24 protein-coding genes and 5 tRNA genes are annotated in these 22501 nt (G+C 49.9%); 20 read left to right on the top strand and 9 right to left on the bottom strand.

The annotated features are described in order from the left end of the window. Positions 1-167: 167 nt before the first annotated feature. The 9 genes from KI236_RS04700 to KI236_RS04660 all read left to right on the top strand — a co-directional run bounded on the left by KI236_RS04700 (position 168) and on the right by KI236_RS04660 (position 3081). The gene (locus tag KI236_RS04700) at positions 168-482 is read left to right on the top strand and encodes a YerC/YecD family TrpR-related protein (protein WP_212819730.1); all 315 of its coding nucleotides are present in this window, start codon (positions 168-170) and stop codon (positions 480-482) included. Then, entirely contained in the window at positions 479-1219 is a 741-nt protein-coding gene (locus KI236_RS04695) for a class I SAM-dependent DNA methyltransferase (protein ID WP_212819728.1), read from the top strand. The genes KI236_RS04700 and KI236_RS04695 overlap by 4 nt, the downstream gene beginning before the upstream one ends. Before the next feature lie 17 nt (positions 1220-1236). Continuing rightward, positions 1237-1656 (top strand): SMI1/KNR4 family protein, encoded by a 420-nt coding sequence (locus KI236_RS04690; protein WP_212819726.1) that lies wholly within the window; start codon positions 1237-1239, stop codon positions 1654-1656. A gap of 18 nt (positions 1657-1674) precedes the next feature. Continuing rightward, complete coding sequence (gene hslO, locus KI236_RS04685; RefSeq protein ID WP_212819724.1) at positions 1675-2568, top strand: Hsp33 family molecular chaperone HslO; 894 nt, start codon at positions 1675-1677, stop codon at positions 2566-2568. Positions 2569-2653: 85 nt separating this feature from the next. Next, a tRNA-Val gene (locus KI236_RS04680) sits at positions 2654-2730 on the top strand. A 7-nt stretch (positions 2731-2737) separates the two neighbouring features. After that, a tRNA-Asp gene (locus KI236_RS04675) sits at positions 2738-2814 on the top strand. A 3-nt stretch (positions 2815-2817) separates the two neighbouring features. After that, positions 2818-2893, top strand: a tRNA-Phe gene (locus tag KI236_RS04670). A gap of 3 nt (positions 2894-2896) precedes the next feature. Continuing rightward, positions 2897-2972: transfer RNA gene (locus tag KI236_RS04665), tRNA-Gly, on the top strand. 34 nt (positions 2973-3006) lie between these two features. After that, positions 3007-3081, top strand: a tRNA-Cys gene (locus tag KI236_RS04660). Between the two features lie 76 nt (positions 3082-3157). On the opposite strand, the gene KI236_RS04655 is transcribed toward KI236_RS04660, so the two are convergent. From KI236_RS04655 to KI236_RS04630, 6 genes are all read right to left on the bottom strand, one after another. Then, the gene (locus tag KI236_RS04655; protein WP_033121835.1) at positions 3158-4885 is read right to left on the bottom strand and encodes a recombinase family protein; all 1728 of its coding nucleotides are present in this window, start codon (positions 4883-4885) and stop codon (positions 3158-3160) included. Continuing rightward, on the bottom strand, positions 4885-5187 hold the full coding sequence (locus KI236_RS04650; RefSeq protein ID WP_033121834.1) for a hypothetical protein: 303 nt from the start codon (positions 5185-5187) through the stop codon (positions 4885-4887). Before KI236_RS04650 ends, KI236_RS04655 begins: the two co-directional genes overlap by 1 nt. 18 nt (positions 5188-5205) lie before the next feature. After that, the gene (locus KI236_RS04645; protein WP_033121833.1) at positions 5206-6495 is read right to left on the bottom strand and encodes a plasmid recombination protein; all 1290 of its coding nucleotides are present in this window, start codon (positions 6493-6495) and stop codon (positions 5206-5208) included. Positions 6496-6841: 346 nt separating this feature from the next. Beyond that, positions 6842-7063 carry a type 2 periplasmic-binding domain-containing protein gene (locus tag KI236_RS04640; RefSeq protein ID WP_347003522.1) on the bottom strand — a complete coding sequence of 74 codons (222 nt, stop codon included), beginning with the start codon at positions 7061-7063 and terminating at the stop codon, positions 6842-6844. A gap of 394 nt (positions 7064-7457) precedes the next feature. After that, positions 7458-8804 (bottom strand): DNA primase family protein, encoded by a 1347-nt coding sequence (locus KI236_RS04635; RefSeq protein WP_117347204.1) that lies wholly within the window; start codon positions 8802-8804, stop codon positions 7458-7460. Position 8805: 1 nt separating this feature from the next. Continuing rightward, positions 8806-9426 carry a CHC2 zinc finger domain-containing protein gene (locus KI236_RS04630; RefSeq protein ID WP_033121509.1) on the bottom strand — a complete coding sequence of 207 codons (621 nt, stop codon included), beginning with the start codon at positions 9424-9426 and terminating at the stop codon, positions 8806-8808. A 222-nt stretch (positions 9427-9648) separates the two neighbouring features. On the opposite strand from KI236_RS04630, the gene KI236_RS04625 reads away from it, so the two are divergent. The 7 genes from KI236_RS04625 (at position 9649) to KI236_RS04595 (ending at position 17322) form a co-directional block, all read left to right on the top strand. Beyond that, positions 9649-10689: a DUF6076 domain-containing protein gene (locus tag KI236_RS04625; protein WP_212819722.1), complete on the top strand. Its 1041-nt coding sequence runs from the start codon at positions 9649-9651 to the stop codon at positions 10687-10689. Positions 10690-10765: 76 nt separating this feature from the next. Next, entirely contained in the window at positions 10766-11473 is a 708-nt protein-coding gene (locus KI236_RS04620; RefSeq protein ID WP_055228676.1) for a hypothetical protein, read from the top strand. Positions 11474-11508: 35 nt separating this feature from the next. Beyond that, entirely contained in the window at positions 11509-12696 is a 1188-nt protein-coding gene (locus KI236_RS04615; RefSeq protein ID WP_033121506.1) for a sigma-70 family RNA polymerase sigma factor, read from the top strand. Between the two features lie 77 nt (positions 12697-12773). Continuing rightward, a complete protein-coding gene (locus KI236_RS04610; RefSeq protein WP_033121505.1) occupies positions 12774-13541 on the top strand; it encodes an ABC transporter ATP-binding protein in 768 nt (255 codons plus the stop codon). Continuing rightward, entirely contained in the window at positions 13531-15603 is a 2073-nt protein-coding gene (locus tag KI236_RS04605) for an ABC transporter permease (protein ID WP_212819720.1), read from the top strand. Before KI236_RS04610 ends, KI236_RS04605 begins: the two co-directional genes overlap by 11 nt. Before the next feature lie 19 nt (positions 15604-15622). Then, the gene (locus KI236_RS04600; RefSeq protein ID WP_055228678.1) at positions 15623-16300 is read left to right on the top strand and encodes a response regulator transcription factor; all 678 of its coding nucleotides are present in this window, start codon (positions 15623-15625) and stop codon (positions 16298-16300) included. Further along, a complete protein-coding gene (locus tag KI236_RS04595) occupies positions 16297-17322 on the top strand; it encodes a sensor histidine kinase (RefSeq protein ID WP_055228679.1) in 1026 nt (341 codons plus the stop codon). Before KI236_RS04600 ends, KI236_RS04595 begins: the two co-directional genes overlap by 4 nt. Before the next feature lie 49 nt (positions 17323-17371). On the opposite strand, the gene KI236_RS04590 is transcribed toward KI236_RS04595, so the two are convergent. The 3 genes from KI236_RS04590 to KI236_RS04580 form a co-directional block, all read right to left on the bottom strand. Further along, positions 17372-17620 carry a DUF6061 family protein gene (locus tag KI236_RS04590; RefSeq protein ID WP_033121501.1) on the bottom strand — a complete coding sequence of 83 codons (249 nt, stop codon included), beginning with the start codon at positions 17618-17620 and terminating at the stop codon, positions 17372-17374. 222 nt (positions 17621-17842) lie between these two features. Continuing rightward, positions 17843-19093: a tyrosine-type recombinase/integrase gene (locus KI236_RS04585; protein WP_212819718.1), complete on the bottom strand. Its 1251-nt coding sequence runs from the start codon at positions 19091-19093 to the stop codon at positions 17843-17845. A gap of 60 nt (positions 19094-19153) precedes the next feature. Then, positions 19154-19837 carry a hypothetical protein gene (locus KI236_RS04580; RefSeq protein ID WP_212819716.1) on the bottom strand — a complete coding sequence of 228 codons (684 nt, stop codon included), beginning with the start codon at positions 19835-19837 and terminating at the stop codon, positions 19154-19156. A gap of 164 nt (positions 19838-20001) precedes the next feature. Here KI236_RS04580 and KI236_RS04575 point away from each other — a divergent pair, with 164 nt between their 5' ends. From KI236_RS04575 to KI236_RS04560, 4 genes are read left to right on the top strand one after another with little or no spacing between them, the layout of a single operon-like run. Next, positions 20002-20181, top strand: coding sequence for a helix-turn-helix domain-containing protein (locus KI236_RS04575; RefSeq protein WP_212819714.1), 180 nt, complete (start codon positions 20002-20004; stop codon positions 20179-20181). Continuing rightward, complete coding sequence (locus KI236_RS12350; protein WP_212819712.1) at positions 20181-20360, top strand: helix-turn-helix transcriptional regulator; 180 nt, start codon at positions 20181-20183, stop codon at positions 20358-20360. Before KI236_RS04575 ends, KI236_RS12350 begins: the two co-directional genes overlap by 1 nt. 1 nt (position 20361) lies before the next feature. Next, complete coding sequence (locus tag KI236_RS04565) at positions 20362-21069, top strand: hypothetical protein (RefSeq protein WP_212819710.1); 708 nt, start codon at positions 20362-20364, stop codon at positions 21067-21069. Beyond that, a complete protein-coding gene (locus KI236_RS04560) occupies positions 21059-22360 on the top strand; it encodes a replicative DNA helicase (RefSeq protein WP_212819708.1) in 1302 nt (433 codons plus the stop codon). The genes KI236_RS04565 and KI236_RS04560 overlap by 11 nt, the downstream gene beginning before the upstream one ends. Positions 22361-22501 lie beyond the last annotated feature (141 nt).

Below are 22501 nucleotides of genomic sequence, written 5' to 3'. Positions count from 1 at the left end.
TTTCTATGGGGGTTTTCATCTGCATTATTTTACAGGAAAACACACGACAGGTAAAGGGTAATTCCACAAAGTTTACAAATTTGTTACGAATTATTTTGCCCTCGGTGCTTTACTTTCACGAACTAAAATGGTAAAATGAAAGGGAATTATAAAGGAGGGCGAACGCTATGCTGCATCCTGCCAAGTCGAAAATTGCCACCAAACAGAAGAGTGACCTGCTATACAAGGCCATTTTGAAGCTGGAGACCGAGGAGGAGTGCTACAACTTTTTCCAGGATCTATGTACCATCTCCGAAATGCGCTCCATGGAGCAGCGTTTTGAGGTGGCTACGCTGCTGAATAATGGCATGATTTATAACGAGATATTGGAAAAGACCGGGGCCTCCAGCGCCACCATCAGCCGGGTGAATCGGTCCCTCCTCAATGGAGCCGGGGGCTATGAGAGCATTCTGGAGAAGATGAAGGAGAGCGGCGAGGAATGAACGCATACCAGGGCCTGGCCGGGGCCTACGACTCCCTCACCGGGGATGTGGCGTATGAAAAGCGGGCGGACTATCTGGAAAAGCTCTTTGCCCGCAGCCGCATCCCGGTACACACGGTGCTGGATCTTGCCTGTGGCACCGGCACCATGACCTGGCTGCTCACCGGCCGGGGCTACGAGATGATCGGCGCGGACGCCTCCGAGGAGATGCTGGCCGCCGCCATGATGAAAAGCGGCAGCGTGGAGGGCATCGCGCCTATCTTCCTGCACCAGTCCATGCCCAGGCTGGACCTGTACGGCACCGTGGACGCCGCCATCTGCTGCCTGGACAGCCTCAATTACCTCACCTCTCCCGCCGATGTGCAGCGGACTTTTCAGCGGCTGCATTTGTTCATCGCCCCGGGCGGGGAGCTTATTTTCGATGTGAACACCCTGGATAAGTTTCAGAGCCTGGACGGCCAGGTGTTTTTGGATGAAACGGAGGAGAGCTACTGCGTGTGGCGCACGGAGTTTCGGCGGAGCATTTGCTCGTATTGGGTGGATCTGTTCCGCAAAGGGACGGACGGGCGCTACCGCCGGGATACCGAGCTGCACCGGCAGCGGTACTATGCCCCGGAGGAGCTGGCCGGCTGGCTTCGGGAAGCCGGGTTCGGAAATATCCGCGTGTACGGCGACTGCCGCTTGCGCCGGCCTAAGGACGGCGAGCAGCGAATTTATTTCTGCTGCACGCGGGAGTGACGGAGGAATATTGAAAAATGGATTCGGTATTTGATTTGCTCAGAAAATATGAGAAAAAGGGCGATTTTGCGCACTCCTCTGTAACCCAGCAGATGATAAAGGAAGCCGAAGAAAGGCTGGGTGCAAAACTGACGGAAGCATATAAGAAATTTTTATTAGAATTTGGATTTGGCGGTTTGGATGGCATTGAAACATTGGGCATTGCCAAAAATGGACGAATGGTTGTTGTTGATACAACATTGGAGCTGCGCACATTGGGAATGCCTAAAAACCTTATAGCCATCGAAGATTGTGACGAATGGTTTTACTGCATTGAAAACGAGTCTCAGCGGGTAGTTTCTTGGTCGATAGAAGATGGAAATGATTATAGAGAAAGCTACTCTGATTTCGAGGCCTATTTGCAGGACAGAGCGAATGACGCGATAGATAATTTATAAAGAAGGAATTTTCAAGCTATGAGCGATAGAATTGTCAGAGCCATCACCTCCGATGGCCTGGTCCAGGCGGCAGCCATCAGCAGCCGCGATCTTACCGAGCGCGCCCGGCAGATCCACAAGACTCTGCCGGTGGCCACGGCGGCTTTGGGCCGTACTTTGGCCGGCTGCGCTATGATGGGCAACGCCCTGAAGGGCCAGGGCGCTAGCCTTACCCTGCAAATCAAAGGTACCGGACCGTTGGGCACGATTCTGGCTGTGTCCGACCCGGCGGGGAATGTCCGGGGTTATGTGACCAATCCTCAGGTGGACCTGCCCCTGCGGCCCGACGGCAAGCTGGATGTGGGCACGGCGGTGGGCGCCCAGGGCGGCACCATGACCGTTATTAAAGACCTGAACATGAAGGAGCCCTATGTTGGCACCGTGGACCTGCTGGGCGGCGAGATCGCCGAGGACATTGCCGGGTATTTTGTGGAGTCAGAGCAGATCCCCACGGCCTGCGGGCTGGGAGTGCTCATTGAACGGGACCAAAGCGTCCGGGCTGCCGGGGGCTATCTCATTCAGCTGATGCCCGGTGCCGACGAGGACACCATCACCAAGGTGGAGGGGGGCGTCCTGGCGGCGGGAAATGTGTCCGCCATTTTGGACAAGGACCCGGACCCGGAGCATCTGCTGAAAACCGTTTTGTCCGACTTCGATGTAAAGATTTTGGAGTCCGACCCGGTGGAATATAAGTGCTATTGCAGCCGTGAGCGGGTGGAGCGGGCCCTCATTTCCTTGGGCGCAGAGGAGCTGAAGAACATTCTCGCCGAGCAGGGCTCCTGCCAGATGACCTGCCAGTTCTGTGACGCGGTATACAGGTTTGACGGCCCGGAGCTGCAGCAATTGATCGATGACCTGGAGAAGAAAAAATAATTGGTAAAATATGATTTTTGGTGTTGACAACAGGACTTGTTTTCGGTATAATAAACCCTGTCGTTACGAATGGAGCGGCTGAAGCGGGAGCATAGCTCAGCTGGTTAGAGCACCTGCCTTACAAGCAGGGGGTCACTGGTTCGAGTCCAGTTGTTCCCACCAAAAATAAGGCCAAGTAGTTCAGTTGGTTAGAACGCCAGCCTGTCACGCTGGAGGTCGTGGGTTCGAGCCCCATCTTGGTCGCCATATGCCTCTGTAGCTCAGTTGGTAGAGCAGCGGACTGAAAATCCGCGTGTCGTTGGTTCAACTCCGACCGGAGGCACCATTTGCGGGCGTAGCTCATCTGGTAGAGCGCGACCTTGCCAAGGTCGAGGTAGCGAGTTCGAGCCTCGTCGCCCGCTCCAAATACAGAGAGAACTTCGGTTCTCTCTGTCATTCGGTGACATAGCCAAGTGGTAAGGCAAGGGTCTGCAAAACCCTCATTCCCCGGTTCAAATCCGGGTGTCACCTCCAACGAAAAACCCTGTAATCTCAAGGCTTAATAGTGACAAGTAACTATTTTGTCGCAGAGAACGGTGTGACCCGAAGGTCACGCCGTTTTTCTGTGTTCATAGGTTGTTTGCGTGATGATAGGCTCGGAAATAACGGGAATATCTACATCGTCCACGAAGTTGAAGAAAATCTTCACTTTCTGCTTGCGCTTGCCGCTGGATTTGTCCGGGGCATAGACGATGATTTTCTTGATATACTCGTTCACGATGGTCTGTGTCAGCTCCTCCACATCCACATATTTCTGTGTCAGGGCGATAAAGGCATCCAGACCGTCGTTCATTTCTTCCCGCTGTTCCACCCATTCTTCGATAACTTCAATTTCGAGCTTTAACCGTTCCTGCTCCGCTTCATAGTCCGCAGACATCTTTCTGTATCTGTCCTGATTGAGATTTCCAAGAACATAGTCCTCGTACAGCCGGGCGATGATGACATCCAGATCGGCAAGGCGTTTCTTTGCCTGTTCCAGCTTCTTTTTGTCATCCCGGATGCTGCGCTCCTGGTCAGTCCTGCGGCATTGCAGCCATTCCTCCTGAAAACCGTCCACATCGCTTCGGATATACTCATTGACTGCCCGGATGCGTTCCAGAACGATTTCACGAAGCACATCTTCCCGGATATAGTGGGCAGTACAAGTACCACGGTTGCTCTTGTAGTTGTTGCAGACGTAGTGATCCTGCTTGCCCTCAAAGCTTTTGCTTGTGGCAAAGTGGAGCTTGCCGCCGCAATCGGCACAAAACAGAAGCCCGGAGAACAATCCCTGCCGTTCCGCTTTTGCGGGGCGGCGTTTGTTTTTCCTCAGTTCCTGCACCCTGTCAAACTGTGCCTGAGATACAATCGCTTCCTGTGTGTCCGGCAGATAAAACATATTCTCCGGCTCATTGGGAATCCGCTTTTTCAGCTTGTAGGACTTGGAATAAGTCTTGAAGTTGCAGGTACAGCCTGTGTACTCCTGCCGTTCCAAAATCCCTGCAATGGACTGGTTGCCCCAGTGGTACGGTCTTTCCGGCATCGGCTTTTTCTTTCGCTTGGCATAGAGTGCCTTTGCGGTCATAATCTGCTTTTCTTCCAGAATCCTTGCAATCTGCTCCGGGCCTTTGCCGTCAATGCAAAGGTCGAAGATGAGCTTGACTACCGGAGCCGCTTCTTCATCCAGAATCCAGTGATCCTTGTCCTCCGGGTCACAGCGGTATCCGTAGGGCGGTTTGCCCATGTGCTTCCCACTGGTTCCTCTCTGCCGCAAACTGACACGGACTTTCTTGCTGGTATCACGGGGATACCACTCGTTGAACAGATTACGGATTGCGGCGAAGCCCTCGCTGTCTCCCCGGTTGCTGTCTACGCCATCATTTATAGCGATAAAGCGGACATCATAACTCGGAAAGATAATATCCGTATATTGTCCAACAGTCAGATAGTCACGACCAAAGCGGCTGAGGTCTTTGACCAGCCAGCAGCCCACAAGCCCCTGCTTGACAAGCTCAAAGCCTTCCTGCACACCGGGACGATTGAAGTTCGTCCCCGTATAACCGTCATCCACCAGAATTTTCAGGTTTGTATACCCGTGGTCACGGGCATATCGGGTTAAATACTCTCTCTGATTTGCGATACTGTTACTCTCGCCTTCCTGGGCATCCTCGTTGCTCAGACGGCAATAGAGAATGGTAATTTTCTGCTGATCCAACATAATATCCTCCTTCGGTGGTTGGTCAGCCGACAGTACCGTTGTGCATATTGGAATTATATCATGCTTTTGTGTCGCAGTCATTAACAAATCACCCCCTTGTCAGAAAAAATGAGCCGTTTTACCTTGTCGGTAAGTGGCTCATTTCCATCACACTCCGTTTCAATCACATACCATGTGTTTCCGATCTTGCACTCAATGGTTTTGCAGAAAGAGGACTGTGCCGCTTCCCAACGCTTGCGGCATTCTTCCAGAAAATCAATAGGCGGCTCAAAAATCGGATCGAAGCAGGAGCAAATATCAATATAGCCGATGGCATCGTTGATTTCTTCCATCGGGGCATCTTCCATAATCATCTTGTTAATTTCATCTACGGTTTTCTTCATAGGCAAATAGTTCCTTTCTTAAATTTCCATGTCCTGTCCACGATTGCGGGCAGGGTGTTTGTGTTCATACAGTTCCTTTCCCCTGGCGAGGATGGCATTGATAAAAGCCCAGACCTTTTCAGATGCAATCTCAATCGCATCCAGGAAAGGCTGGGCTTTTTGTTTCAGCTCCTCATAGTCTTTGTTCAGTTTTTCAAAACGGTCTTTCCATATCTTTGCGTTTTTATCTGCCTGCTCGAATTTCTGCTTGTATTTCAGCTTCTCAGACTTTTCCGCAAAGCTGCTGACCGCATAATCCTTTAGCGTGCGGCACTCATCCGCCGTCATGGTAACATTTCCCGTAATGGGATTTTTCTTGCCCATCGACTCAATCTCATGTGCAGTCATAGCAACAGACTTAGCAGCCTGAGTTTCCTTTTTCAGAGCTTCCAGTTTCTTTTTCTGCTTCTCCGTGGCAGCTTTGGCATCCGCTAAGCTCTGCTCGGCCTGTGCCACCTGTCCGGTCACAGCTTCCAAACGCTGCTGTTCGGCCTGTACCTTGAACTGTGTCACCGTCAGATGTTCTTCGGTGCTGCCACATTCTCCACGCTCTACATCGGTATAACCAGCGTTTCGCATGAAATTGAAAAAGTCATCCTGCAGCACACTGTAGGACGACTTCAAAATCTTTTTCCCTTTTGCGTTCAACATAGGATTTCCGTTTTCATCAAGAACGGGTTTGGATTCCCACTTCTTACTGCGGCTGACCTGTGTGATCGTTTCCTTTACCGTTCCCCGGAGGGATTCATCCTTGCATCGCTTCGACCACAGGATTTGTTTCTCCACCACCGGGATATAAACCACATGAAGGTGATAGTGGTACACATCCTCACCCAGAGCTTCCGACATTGCCCGGTTGCGCTCGTCGGCATGCATTACAGCGGAGAGGATATACTGCTCACCGCCCACGATCTCCACGGCGGCTTTATAGGCATCGGCATAAAACTGTTTTGCAAACTCATAGCCGCCGTGGTTGTAGAAATAAGCGGAGTTCACATCGAAAACCAACTCGCCATATTTGACGGCATCCGGTTTCAGCCCTCTGGTGGAGATGATCTTGTCCTGCTCCATCTGCTCAAACATTTTTACATAATCGTCAGTGGGAGACTTGAAGTGAACATTCAGCGCAGTACGTTCCGGCACGATGTCCACATTGGAATAACGGTCTTTTTCACGCTCATTGTGTTCCTGTACTTTTGTCACATCATCCGGAGTTTCCAAGTCCTGATTTCTGGCTAAGGTACGATCAATTCCATCATTTCTTGCCATAGATTTTTGTCCTTTCTTTAAGATTTGCAGACAGCGGAGGGCTGAGGAACGGCACTTTTTCAAAGTGTAATAACCCACTATTACACTTTCATCCATGCTGGCTACAAAGTGCCGTGGGCTCTCCGAGGGCTCTCCCGAGGGGGAATGCGGTCACTGCGGTGACCTCTGCTGACCAAGGCAAAATGTCTGCGCCTTTTACCTTGGTCAGCCCGTCTGCATGAAGCTGTTCTGCGGAACATTTCTTGCAGACGATGGCAGCGAAAACCGTATCTTTCACTGCCTGTCCATGGGCAGCACTGCGGTGCGCCTATGGGGACGGGAGATGCGGAGGGCTGTTGCCGGGGTATCACTTCTCCCGTCTTTTCTGCCATACGATGTCGTAACCAAGCACAGCGGCAAGCTCCAATACTTCCTTGTATCGTATACTTTCCCGCTGTAATTTTGCGGACAGGTTGGAAACGCTGTCGCTCCATCCGTACTCGTCCGAGAGCAGGTCAACAACTTCCTGCATGGTCATCCCGGCACGGATGATCTGTGCCTTTATTTCGTTGCGTATATTCATATTGATAAAATCCTCCATAATTCAGTTCATGTGTCGGTGCAACCTCTGCGCTCCAAGGTGGAGTGGATGCACCGAACAGTGAAAAATCTGCAATCTCCGAAATCCGTTCAGAATTTCGCTTGTGATGTCCTGTCCATATATGACCATATCCCACTTTGCCGTTTTGTGTGGTTTGGTCTGGAACAGTGAAAACACCCATTGTTCCGTGAACAGGGTACACGGTTCAGAGAAGCACGATTTCGTGAAATAGTTTCGTCCTGCGGTCAAAAACTTTGCTGTTTCCATTACCATTGATTTTTAATGCCCGAAAACAGGTCAGCTTTGAAAGCTGCTGTTTCCTATAACGGAAGAAAACAGGGGTAAATGCTGCGTACATACGTACAGAGCATGACTGGCAAAATCAATCCCGCCAGTCCTCCGGTACGTACGTACACGGCGAAACATCGTAAAATCCATTTATATGAGGTCTTGCCACAGCTTCCACGCCCATAAAGCCCCACACCCGCCGTCCGGCAGAGTTGGTGATGTTGTTGCAATGCTCCAGATTGAATCTCCCGGCATTGGCAATCATGGCATCGCTGAAGCTACGGGCTTTCAGCGGTGCAAGGGAGTTTTCCTCACACCACATCCGGTAGATTTCATAGAAATCCTTAGAGCTGATGGAAGCATCCGCTTTCAATCGGATGTATCCCTCCGACTCCATGAAATCAAAGATATTGTTGTTGTCACGCTTGACCGCTTCCCGGTTTTTCCGGATACGGTCACTCTCCGTAAACTTAAAGTTGTTGGCAACAAGCCGCTGTAAGCCTTCAAATGCCCACAGGAAGATACCCTCGGCTTCAGCTTTCATCTTCTCTGCAAGGTCAGGATCATCGGCTCTGTCCATGGGCTTTTCTTTGGTGGTCAGCACAAGCTGTCTGCGGTAAAAACCATCGCTGCGATCATATAGGGCTTGCAGATCACCATTGCTGAATGCCAGCAACCGGGCAAACATCCAGCCCTGATAACTCTGCTTGCCCTTGCGTTCCAAGTCCATTTTGCCCTGTGCAGTCACGATGGATTTTACATAGTTGGTCTGACGCAGAGCTTCCATCCGCATATCATCATCCACGCACAGCAGGATGTGTTCCAGATCGGCACGGGCAAAACGGTTTTCAGAAATCTTCCCGATGCTGCCGTCTTTCATATTCGTGCCGAAGATGGTGGACAGCACCGCACCGATTTGAGATTTACCCTCGCCACCGTTGCCTTTAATCACCATCATGCGCTGCCCCTTGTTGGAGGGAATCAGGCAATAGCCGATAAACTCCTGCAAAGTTGGAATGTCCTCGGCGTAAAGCAACCCATCCAGAAAGTTCAGCCAGATCACCGGTGCAGGAGCATCGGGATTATAGCCGACAGGCAGACGGCTTCGCACGATAGCCGGTCTGCCTTCGGTGAAAGTGCCGTTCAAGAGCAGCGTACCGTTGGCAACATGGATGCGATCCTGCTCCGGAGGGAAGTCAGACACCTGCGCTTCCAGTTTCAGCACTTCCAGAATGTTGGTGATCTTCCGTGGGATGTTGTTCACGGCACAAAATTTCAGCTTGTCGTAAATCTCCCCACGCAGAGGAAGGTCATCCGTCACTCGACCATCGGGCGTGAAAAAAGCTCCGTTTGCGAAGATGATTCTGCGCTCATGCAGAAATTCTTCACAAAACAGAGCTTCGTTGATGTTCTGCCCGTCAAACCAGACAGGAAAATTCATATTAGGCGTTTTCCGGTTCTTCGCCACGGTGCGCCACCTCCTTTTTCTTTCGTGCGGTATACTCTTGCAGAAAAGCAATTTTGTCGTCCTGCATCAGCTTGTCCACCAATGCCACCCGTTCTTCCAGATCACCCACCGTCAGCACATCTGCCATATATTCGATATAGCAGTGCATCTGGCAGGCTTCCACAAAACGGTCATCCAGAGCATCTTCCGGTGTCTTGGGTGCGTATCGTATTTTCCAATCTTCCAGCAGATGCAGATAATCCGTCAGCACCCGGAAACACAGCATTTCATTCTCCCGGAACTGACGGATATAGGGACGCTTTGGCTTGACCATAGCTGCGGCAGTGGGCGGTTTCGGGTCAAGCCCGAAGTCCGCAGCCAGCTTTTGCGCTGCTTCATAACTGCTCAGATCGAACAGTCTTGCCACAAGGTCGATTACATCCCCCTTGGCTCCGCAGCCGAAGCAGAAGAAATAATCCTCGTTCAGCTTCAAGCTCGGATGCCTGTCGTTGTGGAACGGGCAGCAAGCCATACCATTGCGGTTGACATTCAGCCCGTAGTGTTTTGCGGCTTGCTTTACGCTGATTGCCGCCTTGATGATTTCATAGATTGTCATAGAAAAACCTCCGTTCATAGTATTTAGAAAGCACGAAACACCCGCCGTGATTGGCAGGGGTTTGGCTCCTTCTACTATGGTTATGCCGGATTTTTCAAAAAACAGGCTAATCGGAGGACAACCCCGTTTCAAAAAACAGGACAACTTATGGATAGATGTAGATTTCTTTACATTAGCATGATAGAATTAAGAAAATGAAAAAACAGGACAGGAGGGGCAAGCATGAACCAAGAACTGATGACATTGGATTTTTGGCAGGATACGGTCATATATGAGGGAAAAACACTTCCTGTCGGCGCTCTTGCCTGTGATGCGCTGAATGTCCCTGCGGATACCATCGCAAAGATGAACGAGCAATGCGAGAAAATCAATCTGCTGCTTGGAATATTAAACGCCGGACAGGATGCTTCTGCACTCTGTCCTATTGCAACGGAAGCTGCTCTGACGATGCTTGATATTCTCAGTCAAACACCGCCGTTCTCCTATATGAATATCTCAAAGCACAGAGAACGGATTGAAAAAGTCTTTACTGTGGACAATGCGCTGAAATATGTGGAGTTTGCCATAAAAGCCGCAACCAATTCTTTGCAATTTGAAGAAATCCAGAACTTTGCCGATGCGATGATGCTCCAACGCTATACCGCAGTTTTCGGGCATCTGGCATACTCCCTTGGGGAATACCAAACGGCCATGCTTGATTTTGCAGAAAAATCAGACGGCAATGAAGCAGAACGCACCGCAGAGGGTTTTGCAAAAATGTTCGGCGACTATTTTCCGCCGGAGTTCTCTATCACGGAGGGCAATGCCTGGATGTCTACTTTGAATAATTCCGTTCAGTATATATCGGTCATCCGTCCCGGCGAAAAAGTTGCGAAGCTGGTCAAGCGGATGCACTATGTATCCTTTGTAGGGATGTTCCGGTCTGATCTTTTTGAGGGCTTATGTGTTGGTCATGCCCCGAAAAAATGCAAAATCTGCGGCAAGTGGTTCCTCACCACCAACGCAAGGCACACCAAATACTGCGGCGGCTATGCACCGGGGGACAAGCTGCACCGCACTTGCCGACAGATCGGCAACCTGAAAGGCAGAGAACAACGGGAGCTTGCGGACGATCATCCGGTGAAACAGATTTATGAGAAACGGCTGAACACCATAAACCGCTATGTGAAGCGTGGTACTCTGGACGCTGATCTTGCAGAGGTTATGAAAAAGCTGGCAAAGGATAAAATGCTTCGAGCGCTGAGCAATGTCGCCTATGCCTAAGGTGATTACGAAAAAGAGATGGGACAGGCTGCTTTGAAGAAAGAAGCAAAATTACGGACGAAATGAGGAATATGTAATGGCACAGAAATATGATTTAACTGATATTGGGAATGCGCTTAGCCGGGTTATGGACAATCCTATGACCAAAATAATCCGTTCTGGCTCTATTGGTGTGTTGGGCGTAGTAAACCCAGTTGCGGGAATTGTAGGCGGAATAGGAAATGATCTTCTATCTGAATACAATACCTTCAAACTCGGCCATCTACTGAACGGTCTTGCATCTGGCTTTAATCTCGAAAGAAGATTGAACGAGCTTTACAACTATGTAAACTCCAGCCCGGAAAAGGCTATTATCGTAGCCAATCTGTTCAAACAAACCGTAAATGCAGAATGCCCAAAGGTTTGCGTTATTTATGGTCTAATTCTTGCAAACCATTTAGAAACACTTACAGAATTCACGCACGAAGAATTGATTGTCTGTAAAGCTTTGGAAAACGCTACGGATTATGATCTGAAGAATTTCAAAGAAATAATGGAGAACTATCTTAAGCCAACATCAAATGGAAGAAGAATTGTATTTCCAAAAGACTTTGCAGATATTGCTGCTTTCACCACCACATGCGATTGGTGTGTATATAATAGAATCTTTGTTTCTCGCACAGCAGAGTGGGGTGAAATGGAAGAAGGCATTTTGGATATGAGCACGTACTATTACGAGGCAAATCCTGCATCTGTTCTTCTGGATAATATAAATGCTGCAAGACAAACTTGGAATTATGGTTAATTATTCCCGCTGATTACTTAGAAGGGAGGTGCGCTATGCTAAATGATTTTTCGTGGAACATGACCGGATACATACCGAAGCACCAAGTTAATCCACACGGTGACGGCATCATCCCCTATGTGGCAGAGCGCATCTTCCAACTGGAACCGGAACCGCCAGCGGTGGACAGTCTGAATGAATATATCCTGTCTGCTTTGCGGGAAAAGAATTTGCTATATTTTTCGTTCTTTCTGCACCACTACGAAACGCAGCTCAACAAGCGCATCAAAGGCTTTCTCAGTGTGGACGGCGGCAATCTGTACGACACAGACCGATTTATCGATATAAAGATCTCCTGCCGGGAGCAAATGCTCCAAAAGCTGATGGACTATGATCCTGCCAAGGGTGCGGAGTATGCTACATACATCTATCCGTTCATCTGGGATTCTATGCTCCGTTTCCGCATGGGCGAAGAAAAATGGTCGGTATCCTCTCTGACCAATTACAAAATGGTGCGATCAATGGCGTGGCTGTACCATAACACCAAAGATGCGGTCAACCAGTTTTCCAAGAAGTATAACTGCGACCTTGCTCTTGCGGAAGAATATCTGAAAGTTGTCCGTGGAATCCGCAACCAGCAGCCGTTCTATATAACGGACGAGGACGGCGAGGAAACAGGCGAGGATATAGCCCTTGACGATAGCTGGAACTATACCGACATCCTCTGGAACGGCATACAAGCAGAAAAGGTACAGCGGGCATTTGAGAAGCTGAATTACCGGGAACAGACCTTGCTCGAAAAACGGTTAGCAATCTGTATGACCTGCGGGCGAGTTGGCTCATGGAAGAACCGCCCCACTTTTGAAGAATTGGCGATTATGTTTGAGGGCAGCACAGCCAGCGGTGCAGAGCGAGCCTACCGGAAAGCGGTGGACAAACTGACAGAACTGCTGGTTGCCGAAGGTGCGCTCCATGCTGTCCGGCTGAAACAGAAAACCAAAACCAAGCGCAAAAAGAAAATCGCCGCCGCAATCTACGAATATCAAGCAGACTGCGACGGCGAATGGGGCGAAATTTCAGTTGATTTTGAGAACGGCACAGCAGAGATTATCCGACTTGCTGATTGGGATACAATTAAAACGAACTGGTTTGCCAAGGAGGCGATCCGGTATATTTTATCATTGTCGCCTGATGCTCTTACAAAATATATGCTCGTCCCCCTTGAGCCGCCACTTATATCTTGAATCCTTACAACCACTGTAAGTGGTATTTGCTGTGTTCCCATGCTATCATTTTATTACAAATGATAGGAGGTATTCACATGAAACCCATTTTGAATATTGAAAATTTAACAAAAATCTATGGCAATGTGCCAAGTCAAACAAAGGCACTGAATGGGATCACCTTCCAGGTGATGCCGGGAGAGTTTCTCGGCATTATGGGAAGCAGCGGTTCCGGTAAATCCACACTGCTCAATTGTATTGCGACTGTGATTCAACCCACAGGTGGAAGCATTCAGGTGGAAGGCGATACTCTGCAATCCCTCAAGGGAAAGGCTCTTGCAGAGTACCGTGGCAAAAAAGTTGGTTATCTATTCCAGAACTTTGAATTGCTGGACAACCTGACTGGCAGGGAAAACATCCTGCTCCCGACTTCCTTGCATGGGGTATCCGAAGCAGAAAGCAGCCAGCGGCTGAAGCAGTTGGCTGACTATCTGGAAATCACTGATGTTCTGGATAAGTTTCCGTCCAAGATGTCCGGCGGCCAGCGTCAGCGTGTTGCGGCAGCAAGGGCTCTGATCTTACATCCCCAAATGATCCTTGCCGATGAACCGACGGGTGCGCTGGATTCTAAGAACGCAAGAAGTCTTATGGAGAAGCTGTCCGGCCTGAATCGTGACGAACAAGCTACGATCCTGATGGTAACCCATGATTCCAATGCCGCCAGCTTTTGCAAGCGCATTCTGTTCATCCAGGACGGCGTGATCTTTCATGAGCTTCGGCGTGGAGACGAAAGCCAGCAGGAGTTCTACGGGCGCATCCTGAAGGTGATGGCGCAACTGGGAGGGGGCAGCGCAAATGTTCTCTAATCTCATTCTTCGGAACAGCCACCGCAGCCGAAAGGAAAACGGTCTGTTTTTCAGCTCCCTGGTGATTTCTATTGTTGCCTTTTACATGATTCTTTCCATCTCCACTCAAGATGTGATGCTCTTTTTGCAGAAAATGGAGAGTGACGCAGTTGACAAACTCCTGCTTCTGATTCCTGCGTTTTATGGGATGACCCTCGGTATTCTGTTCTTTTTGATCTATTTTGCCTGCAAGTATCAGTTCGAGCGCAGACGGCATGAGTTTGGTGTTTATCTAATGTTGGGGATGCGTAGAAGTAAACTGTTTGGTATGCTTCTGGCGGAAGATTTCCTGACCAGTATTCTTGCCATGCTCATAGGCTTACCTGTGGCTGTGGTGCTTTCAGAAATTGTCAGTCTTGTCACCGCCAAGCTGGTAGGCATGGGGATCATCGGTCATCAGTTTTCTTTATCCTGGTCTGCAATTGAATGGACGCTGGCAGGATTTCTGGCAATTAAGCTGACGGCACTTCTGATTTTGAGTGGACGAATCAGCCGCCAGGAGATCGGTACTTTGCTATCCCAGCCAACGAACCGCCCCAAAAAGCAAATGCCATCTGTTATCTATGGACTGGCTGCTATATGCGGAAGTGTGATGTTGGCAGTGGCTTACTACATGGCGATTCAGGGAATTGCATGGACAAAGGTAAGTATGATGGGACTGACTTTGCTGTTGGGCATAGTTGGTACGATGCTGCTTTTCTATGGGATGCGTGCGCTGATTGCTTTGATTGTTAAGAAAGGAAAAGGAAATAAGCAGCTTCATGTATTTACCTTCCGGCAGATTCAGGAGAATGTTATTCATCAGTCAACCTCCATGGCCATCAGCTCCCTGCTGATTCTGGCGGCGCTGTGTTGTTTTGGTGCGGGCGTAGGAATTGCAGGAACGAATAGCCTGTCTTCTGGCCATGTAATCGACTATACTTTTGAAGATCATACTGCAGAAGATTCATCGCAGGTTCTTCCGAATATAAAGGCAGCCCTGAAAGAAAACGGTTTGGAAAATCAATTTTCAGAGCTTTTTGAAATGAGGGTTGGGCGTATTCGCACCACAGAAGATTATGATAATGCCTACAGCATGGACGCTGTTATGGACTCTCTTCGGAGCCTGCCCCAGTCGGAAGACCGGGATGTCCTTCTGAACAATCTTGGTTATGCCACATACCCATATTTGATTTGTTTATCGGACTATAATCGTTTGTTGGAATTGTCCGGCAAACCGGCTCTCCAATTAGGCGAAAAGGAGGCCGCTGTCTATATTGATACAGAGTTTACTACGGTAAGTCGTACCGCAATGCTGAACCAAGTATTGGCCGGACAGCCCAAGGTGGAACTGGATGGTAGTCCGATTCATCTTACAGGAGAGGTTCAGTCTGTGAATTTGGTCACGGACCGTTCTATAACCTTGTCCTTTGCATTGATTCTTCCGGATGAAGCATTCCTATATTATAGCCAGGGAATGTATGATACCTATGTCAATGCGGTGCTCAGTGAGCAGGCTCTGGATGGAAATAGCCTTATGACTGCATATTTGGATTTGAACGAGAAGCTGGACGAAACTGGCATTGAATATGAAAGCTATCTTCAGAATATAGGTCGTCAGCTTTTCTACACCATAGCATCCAGTTATATTACCCTCTATCTTGCGATTGTTTTCCTGGTAGTTGCCAACACCATCGTGGGTGTTCAGTTCCTGATGAGTCAGCAGAAAACCGGGCGCAGATACCAGACCCTGATCCGCCTGGGAGCTACTTACGAAACCCTTTGCCAGTCTGCTGGAAAGCAAATTACCTGGTTTATGGGACTTCCTGTATTGGTTGCGGCTGTCAGCAGTCTGTTTGGAGTCAGGGCGTTATTTACAGGGATACTCTCGTCCCGAACCCGTGGGACAGTGTCTGCAATGCTGCTTGTATCTGCTGCTATGATTTTACTACTTTGCGTGATAGAATATATTTATATGAGAGTGGTCAAGCGCTCCAGTGATCGGTATTTGCTGACACTGATGCAGCCGCAGAGAGAAGAATAATTTGGAAGGAGGTGCTGTCATGAAAAGAATTGCTGTTGTGGAAGATGAAGTCTATATGCGGGAAGAACTCTGCGATATGCTCCAAAAGGACGGCTATCTTGTGGAGGCAATTACCGAGTTTGAAGATGCCGCTCGGCTCTTGGCAGCCCTCCGCCCTGACCTTGTGATCTTAGACCTGAACTTGCCGGAGATCAGTGGCTTTCAAATCTGCCAGGAGCTAAAGAATAAAACTGCTATCCCCGTCCTGGTGCTGACTTCCAGAGATCAGGTAAAGGATGAACTGCAAGCGTTCCAGTTGGGTGCCGATGAATATTTGACGAAGCCGTGCAGAAAAGATCGACTTCTTGCCAGGGTATCCAATATTCTCAAAAGGTATGAAGGCCGTACCAATCTCATAGAGGGACCAGATTTCCTGTTAGACCAGCAGACCTACACGCTTTATATTCATAATACCTCTGTGGTGCTTCCAAAAAATCAGGGAAAACTGTTGGTCGCTCTTTTGTCCGGCGGCGATGCTCTGGTCACGACGGAGCAGCTTTGCATGGCACTATGGGGAACCACGGAATACATAGATGAAAATGCCTTGCAGGTTAACCTAACCCGGCTGAAAAAAACGATGTCCGCCCTTGAAATGAAGCAGCGAATCGTTGCAGTTCGAGGAATGGGCTACCGTTTGGAAGCGGAGGTGTCTCTATGAAGCAGCTTTGGCACATGATAGAACGGTACTACCCCTGGCTTCTGTTGCTGCTGGGCGTGGATTGCTTTTGCGCTGTCATTCTTTGGATTTCTGACATTCAGGTATTTCAAACCTTGATCGGGTTAGTAGTTCTGACGAGCATCCTTTTGTTTTCAGCGATTCTGTTTGTACTAAACAAGAGGGAGAACACCCACATGGAACTGTTCCGAGATTTCCTCAGTGATCCTACCATCTGCAATGAAGAACGGCTGCTCAGTGCCATTAGTCAGAAAGAAGGAGAATCTGTCCGATTTTTGGCTTCGGTTTTACGGGAATACAAAAACGAGAGTAACAATATGGCGGATGCCCTACGGGACTATGAAGAATACGTGGAGGGCTGGGCACATGAAGCGAAAACGCCCCTATCGTTGCTGACCATGCTCTTGGATAACCGGAACGATGAAATCTCTCCTTCCCTGCAAGCAAAGCTGGATTATGTCCGCAGTCAGCTTCAGGAGGATGTCACGCAGATGCTGTACTATGCCCGGTTGAAGAGCAGTACAAAGGATTACCGATTTGAGGATGTCAATTTGAATGACTGCTTGGGTGAAGTTCTGGAGGACTATGCCCCACTTCTTGAAGAGAAGCATTTTGTCATTCTCAACAAACTGCAATCTGAAACAGTCTATACAGACCGTAGAGGACTTCAGTTTATGTTGGGACAAATCGTTAGCAATGCCATCAAATATAGCAGCGATAGTCCCATGCTTACAATTTCCGTGATACATTCGGAGACTGCAGATATCCTTTCTGTTGAAGATAACGGCATTGGCGTAAAAAAATATAATCTGCCGTACATTTTTCAAAAGGGCTTTACCGGGGATTCTACTGACAGCAGAAAGAAGGCTACCGGTATGGGACTTTACCTGGTTAAGAAGATGGCCGACGATCTAAATCTTCATCTGGAAGCAGCTTCCCAGTGGGGAAAGAGCTTCAAGATTGTCATCTTCTTTCCTAAATTGAGATCCAACGGAGGGAAATAATATAAACAGAAAAACGCCCGCAGGATTTTCTCCTGCGGGCAGCGTGTTGTCAGCTATCCCAAGGCTTGTATTCTGTTACAGTTTTCAAATAGGTTTCGGGATCGCCGTTCAAGATAAGGTCTGCATACTCCAAAGGAGCGTTGTAGATCAAATAATCCAGCTCTGACCGCTGATACATATTGTCAGCAATCTCGTTCTCAACGACGATAGTGTCAATCGCAATCATACTGCCGTCGCTGAATTTCACTTCCACACAGCAATTATCCATATTGTAGGCACAAGATATTAAGGTTTTCATGGTATGTCCTCCATAATTCGTAATATAAAGCGAAAATCCCGTCTGACTTCCTGTTAGAAATCAGACGGGATTTGTCCGTATGCACCCCGGAAACCGTCAGCTAACAGTTGATAAGTAAATTAGTTCCTTATCACTGTTAAGCCAACGGTTACAGGGTTTTTATTATGCCATTTTTAGGGCGTTTACCCCTTAGTTTACCCCTTACAGATTTTTATACCCCATTTAGGAGCCGGAAACGCTCTTTATAAACTGCTCCATTCGGGCGGCGCTGGCCTGCTTCATTTGCTCGGTCACATGGCCGTAAACATCCAGGGTAAAGGCGGCGGTGGCGTGTCCGAGATTGCCCTGCACGGTCTTGATGTCATCTCCGGAACGGATGGCGGCGACGGCATAACTATGGCGGAGATCGTGAAAGCGAGCGTCCGGCCTGCCGATGGACGCGGCGGCCCGCTTGAATGCCCTGTAAAGGGTGGGCTTTGTCAAATGCCGCCCCAGGTCATCCGTAAATACAAGGTCGCTTTTCTGCCATAGCGCCCCGGCCATAAGCTGGTGTTTTGTCTGCTGCATTTTCCGATGCCTCAGCCGTTCCATAACGAATGGGGCTGCGGTGATGGTGCGGGTCTTACTGTTTTTTGTGGGGATCAGTTGATAGGCGGACATCCCCGCCTCCTGGTGCAGCTGCATTTGCTTGTTGATGGTCAAGGTGCCGGTGCCAAAGGCCACGCAGTCCCAGGTTAGGCCCAGCAATTCCCCTTGCCGCAGGCCGGTGAACAGGGTCACAAGGAAAGCATCTTCAAACGGGGTGTCCCGGATTGCCTGCATGAAGTCAGCTATTTGCGTTTCGTCCAGGGGCTTGATCTCCTGGCGCTGGATCTTGGGCAGCTTGCAAAAATCACCATCCGCCGGATTCAACGGTATATAACGATTTACGACCACCTGCCGCAGCGCCCCATGCAGAACGCCGTGGACATTCTTCACGGTCTTAGGGGACAGCGGCGCGGATTCGTAGACCGTCTCCCCTCCCCTTTGGATGGCCTTGCCGTCTGCGTCCCTCTTCGGCACCTTCTTGCCGCTGGTAAGTAGGGTATTGAAAAACTTCTGCACCGTGTGGGTGTCCAGCTCCTCCAGCTTGACCGCCGCAAGATATGGCTTGATATGCAGCCGTATGTCATCCTTGTAAATTTTAACGGTGCGGGGCTTCACGCCCTCCAAATAGGTGTCCGTCCAAATGTCCAGCCACTCCCCCAGCGTCATCTTGCACGGCTCCCGATAGGCTTTATTGTCCACCGCCGCCACAGCCTGCGCCAGCTTCTGCCGGGCCTCCTTTTGGGTCTTTGCATAAACGGATTTGCGGATGGGTTTTCCGGTGCCGGGATCATGACCGGCCACAAAGCGGGCCTCCCATGTGCTGTCTGCCCGCTGCCGGATGCTCCCAGCCCCCTGGGCGGCCCTGGTATTTGATTTTCTCGGCATTGTATCTCCTCCTGTTTTCTGTATAAACCGCCCTCGGTGCGTCGGCACCGGGGCGGTTATTTACTCAATGTGGCCCAACTCATCAAGCATTCGGGAAAATTCGCGCTCTATTTCCGCCCTAAGCGAATCGATCCATCCAATTCGATCCAAAACAACGAATAGATTTCCGCTTTTTTCTTCCACAATGTCTTCCATATCTTGCCGGAGCCTTTCAAGGTCTCGGGCCATATCTGTACCGATTTCATATTGCGCCAAAAGAGATTTTTGATAGTCTTTGTGCGCTTTAAATAAAGAGTTTACTGCAATACAAATCTGCTCAAACGATTCCCTTTCATATAGTAACCTTAACCCATTTAAAACTATAGGTTTTATAGTAGGCTCATATTCTTCCAAACATTTAAGCCATTCGCAGAATGATTCAGCTAAACCATATTCTTTGCACACTGCAAGTGCATTTACATCGGAGGTAGTTAAATCCGTCCTACACAAAAGATAGTCAGTGGATACACCATAAAAGTCTGCAAAGCAATTCAAATATTCGGCATTCATTTTAAGATTGGCGCAGGATTCCGCCCTACTGTGGTATTCGTCATCAATTTCGTAATTCATTAGACTTGCGCGGCTGATCTTAATGCCGTATATGCGCAAAAGTTCTTCTGACAACTTGGCATGAGATAGTTTTTTTGAATTGCGCAGCTTCTTCAACCTCCGAGCCATTTCAAAAGATTGTTCTTTTCGATTCATAATCTCCTCCAGTAATATTGTCAGCAAAATATACCAATACTAATTTAAAGTTGAATAAATTTTACTTTATTATACTTGAACAAGCGCTCGACGAAAAGTATAATTAAATCATCAGCAAGCCGATAATAGCATATTAAATTATGCATGTCAAGGAGGTATTGAAAATGGAGAACATTGCATTGCGGAGGCTGGCGCGGGCAAACGGTGTACCCCTGTGGAAAATTGCAGCCCAAATTGGCGTTAGCGAGCCCACAATCACACGCTGGATGCGCTTCCCCTTGTCGGAAGACAAGCGGGCGAGAATTGAGCAGGCTATCTCTATTCTCAGCCAGGAGGTGGAATAATGGGCTCAACGGCTCCCATTGCGGTCTCGATGGCCGAGGCTGCCCAGCTCTTGGGTGTCAGCCGGCCGACGGTCTATACCTGGGCGAAGATGGATGGGTTTCCCGTGGTTAAATTAGGCGGGTGTACCAGAGTGTTGGTGGACGACTTAAAAATTTGGGTGCGGGAACGAGGGGCATAACATGGCGGAAGGCTGGGTAAAACTGCATCGTTCCATGCTGGATTCGCCGATATTTTCGAATGCGGAGCTGCTGCGGCTATGGGTCTATCTGCTGATGCATGCGGCGCATACGGAGGTCGACATCATGGTGGGCAATCAGATGATCCGTCTCAAGCCGGGGCAACTGGTGACAGGGCGCAAGAAAATCGGCCGGGATTTGGGGCTGGATGAAAGCAAAATTCGGCGTTTGATAAATAAGCTGGAACTTGCCGGAAATGTGACCATCACCCCGACCAACAAATTTACCCTCGTAACCATTGAAAACTGGGACTTTTTTCAAGGTGGAGAAGAAAAAGTGACCAGCAAAACAGCCGATAACCGGCCAACAAATGACCAGCAGATGACCACAAACAAGAATGAAAAGAATTACAAGAAATCTTTCTCGCCCGACGGCGAGGCATACAGGTGCGCTTTATTTTTGGCAAAGAAGATCCACCAGCGGCTCCCTAAATCAAAGCCACAAACGGAGGCCATCCTGCAAAAATGGGCGGATCAGATGGACAAGCTCCACCGCATCGACGGATACGAGTGGGAGACTATTGCAGAAGTGTTGGACTTTTCCCAGCGGGACGATTTTTGGAACACCGTGATCCTCTCCGCCGGAAAGTTTCGCCGACAGTTTACGCAGCTCATGGCACGGATGGAGGGAGTGAATCGCAATGCATCGTGATGTAACAGAACTCGAATACGCACTCTGCGGTGCTGTGCTGAAGGACACCCGGCGGGTACTGCGTGTGGTGCGTCCCTTGCTCTCCGCCGAGGACTTCAGCATTGATCCTTGCGCTGCCTTGTACGCCGCCGCAGTCCAGGCGCAGGACAAGGGGCAGGGCTTTGACGAGGCGCTGGCCATCACAGCCTTGACCGATCAGATGGAGTACGAAGCCGCCGGGAGCTTTGTCGCTCTCTGCATGGATAGCGCCCCCACCACGGCCAATGCCGAGGTCCACGCAAAGCTGCTGCACAAGGCCGCCGTTGATCGAGAGCTGCGGCGGGCAGTGGAAAACATTCTTGCTGACCCCAACCGAGAGGACACCGCCGAAGCCCTCACCGCCGTCTGCAAGGCCGCCCTAGAGCGCAAGATAGATGCCCATCCGGCGGACTTATCCAGCATTCTGACAGGTTACTTGAACGGTCTGACAGCACCGCAAACACGGCTACATACGGGCTTCAATGATTTGGATGCGCTGCTTATGGGCTTGGGTGCCGGGGAGCTGTTACTGGTGGGCGCACGCCCAGCCGTGGGCAAGAGCGCATTTTCCCTATCACTGGCGGAGGCCGCCGCGAAGCATGGCACGGTGCTGCTGTATTCCCTGGAGATGTCCGCCGACGAGGTAGCCGAGCGGCTGCAAGTGCGGCACACGGACCATGTCACGCTGTCCGACCTGGTAAACGGGCAGACGCAAAGTGAGGCCCTTTGGCAGGAGCTGGCTGACGCCGCCTCCGAGCTGTCCGCCCTCCCTATCCGCATTTGTGACGCGCCGAATATGACGGTTTCTCGCATTCGGGCCCAAGCTATGGCCCAGGAAGATTTGTCTTGTATCATAGTCGACTATGTGGGCCTGTTGAGACCCGACCGCCGGAATGACAACCGCAACCTTGAGTTGGGTCAAATTTCACGAGACTTGAAGAACTTGGCCGCCGAGCTGCGGGTGCCGGTGATCGCATTGGCGCAACTGAACCGAGGCAGGGATGAGACCGAGCAGCCCACCCTTCGGGACTTGCGGGACTCCGGCGAATTAGAGCAAACTGCCAATAAGATCCTATTCCTTTGGAAAGTCGACGCCGGGAGGAGCATCATCGGCTGCAGCGTCGCCAAGAACCGACGGGGCAAGACCGGCGCGGTGCAGTTGCGATTTGAAGGGGCACACATGCGATTTTGGCCTATGTGCAATGGCGAGTATGTGGAGCCTTGCCCCGCACGTTCCGCCGCCTATGATCGAGTCATGGGCAGGGTTCTATAACCGCCAAAAAGTCACAGAAACCGCCGAAAGAAAGGGGTGATATATTGACACCGCGCAAAGAAAAAGCCCTGCAAGCCCTCCTTGTGTGCCGTACAAGGGCAGAGGCGGCAAAGGCCGCCGGAATTGGGGAAAGCACCTTGC

This window comes from Vescimonas fastidiosa (assembly GCF_018326305.1).
Lineage (GTDB): Bacteria > Bacillota > Clostridia > Oscillospirales > Oscillospiraceae > Vescimonas > Vescimonas fastidiosa.
Note: the sequence above shows the minus strand (reverse complement) of the source record. Positions and strands in the feature narration are given on the sequence as shown.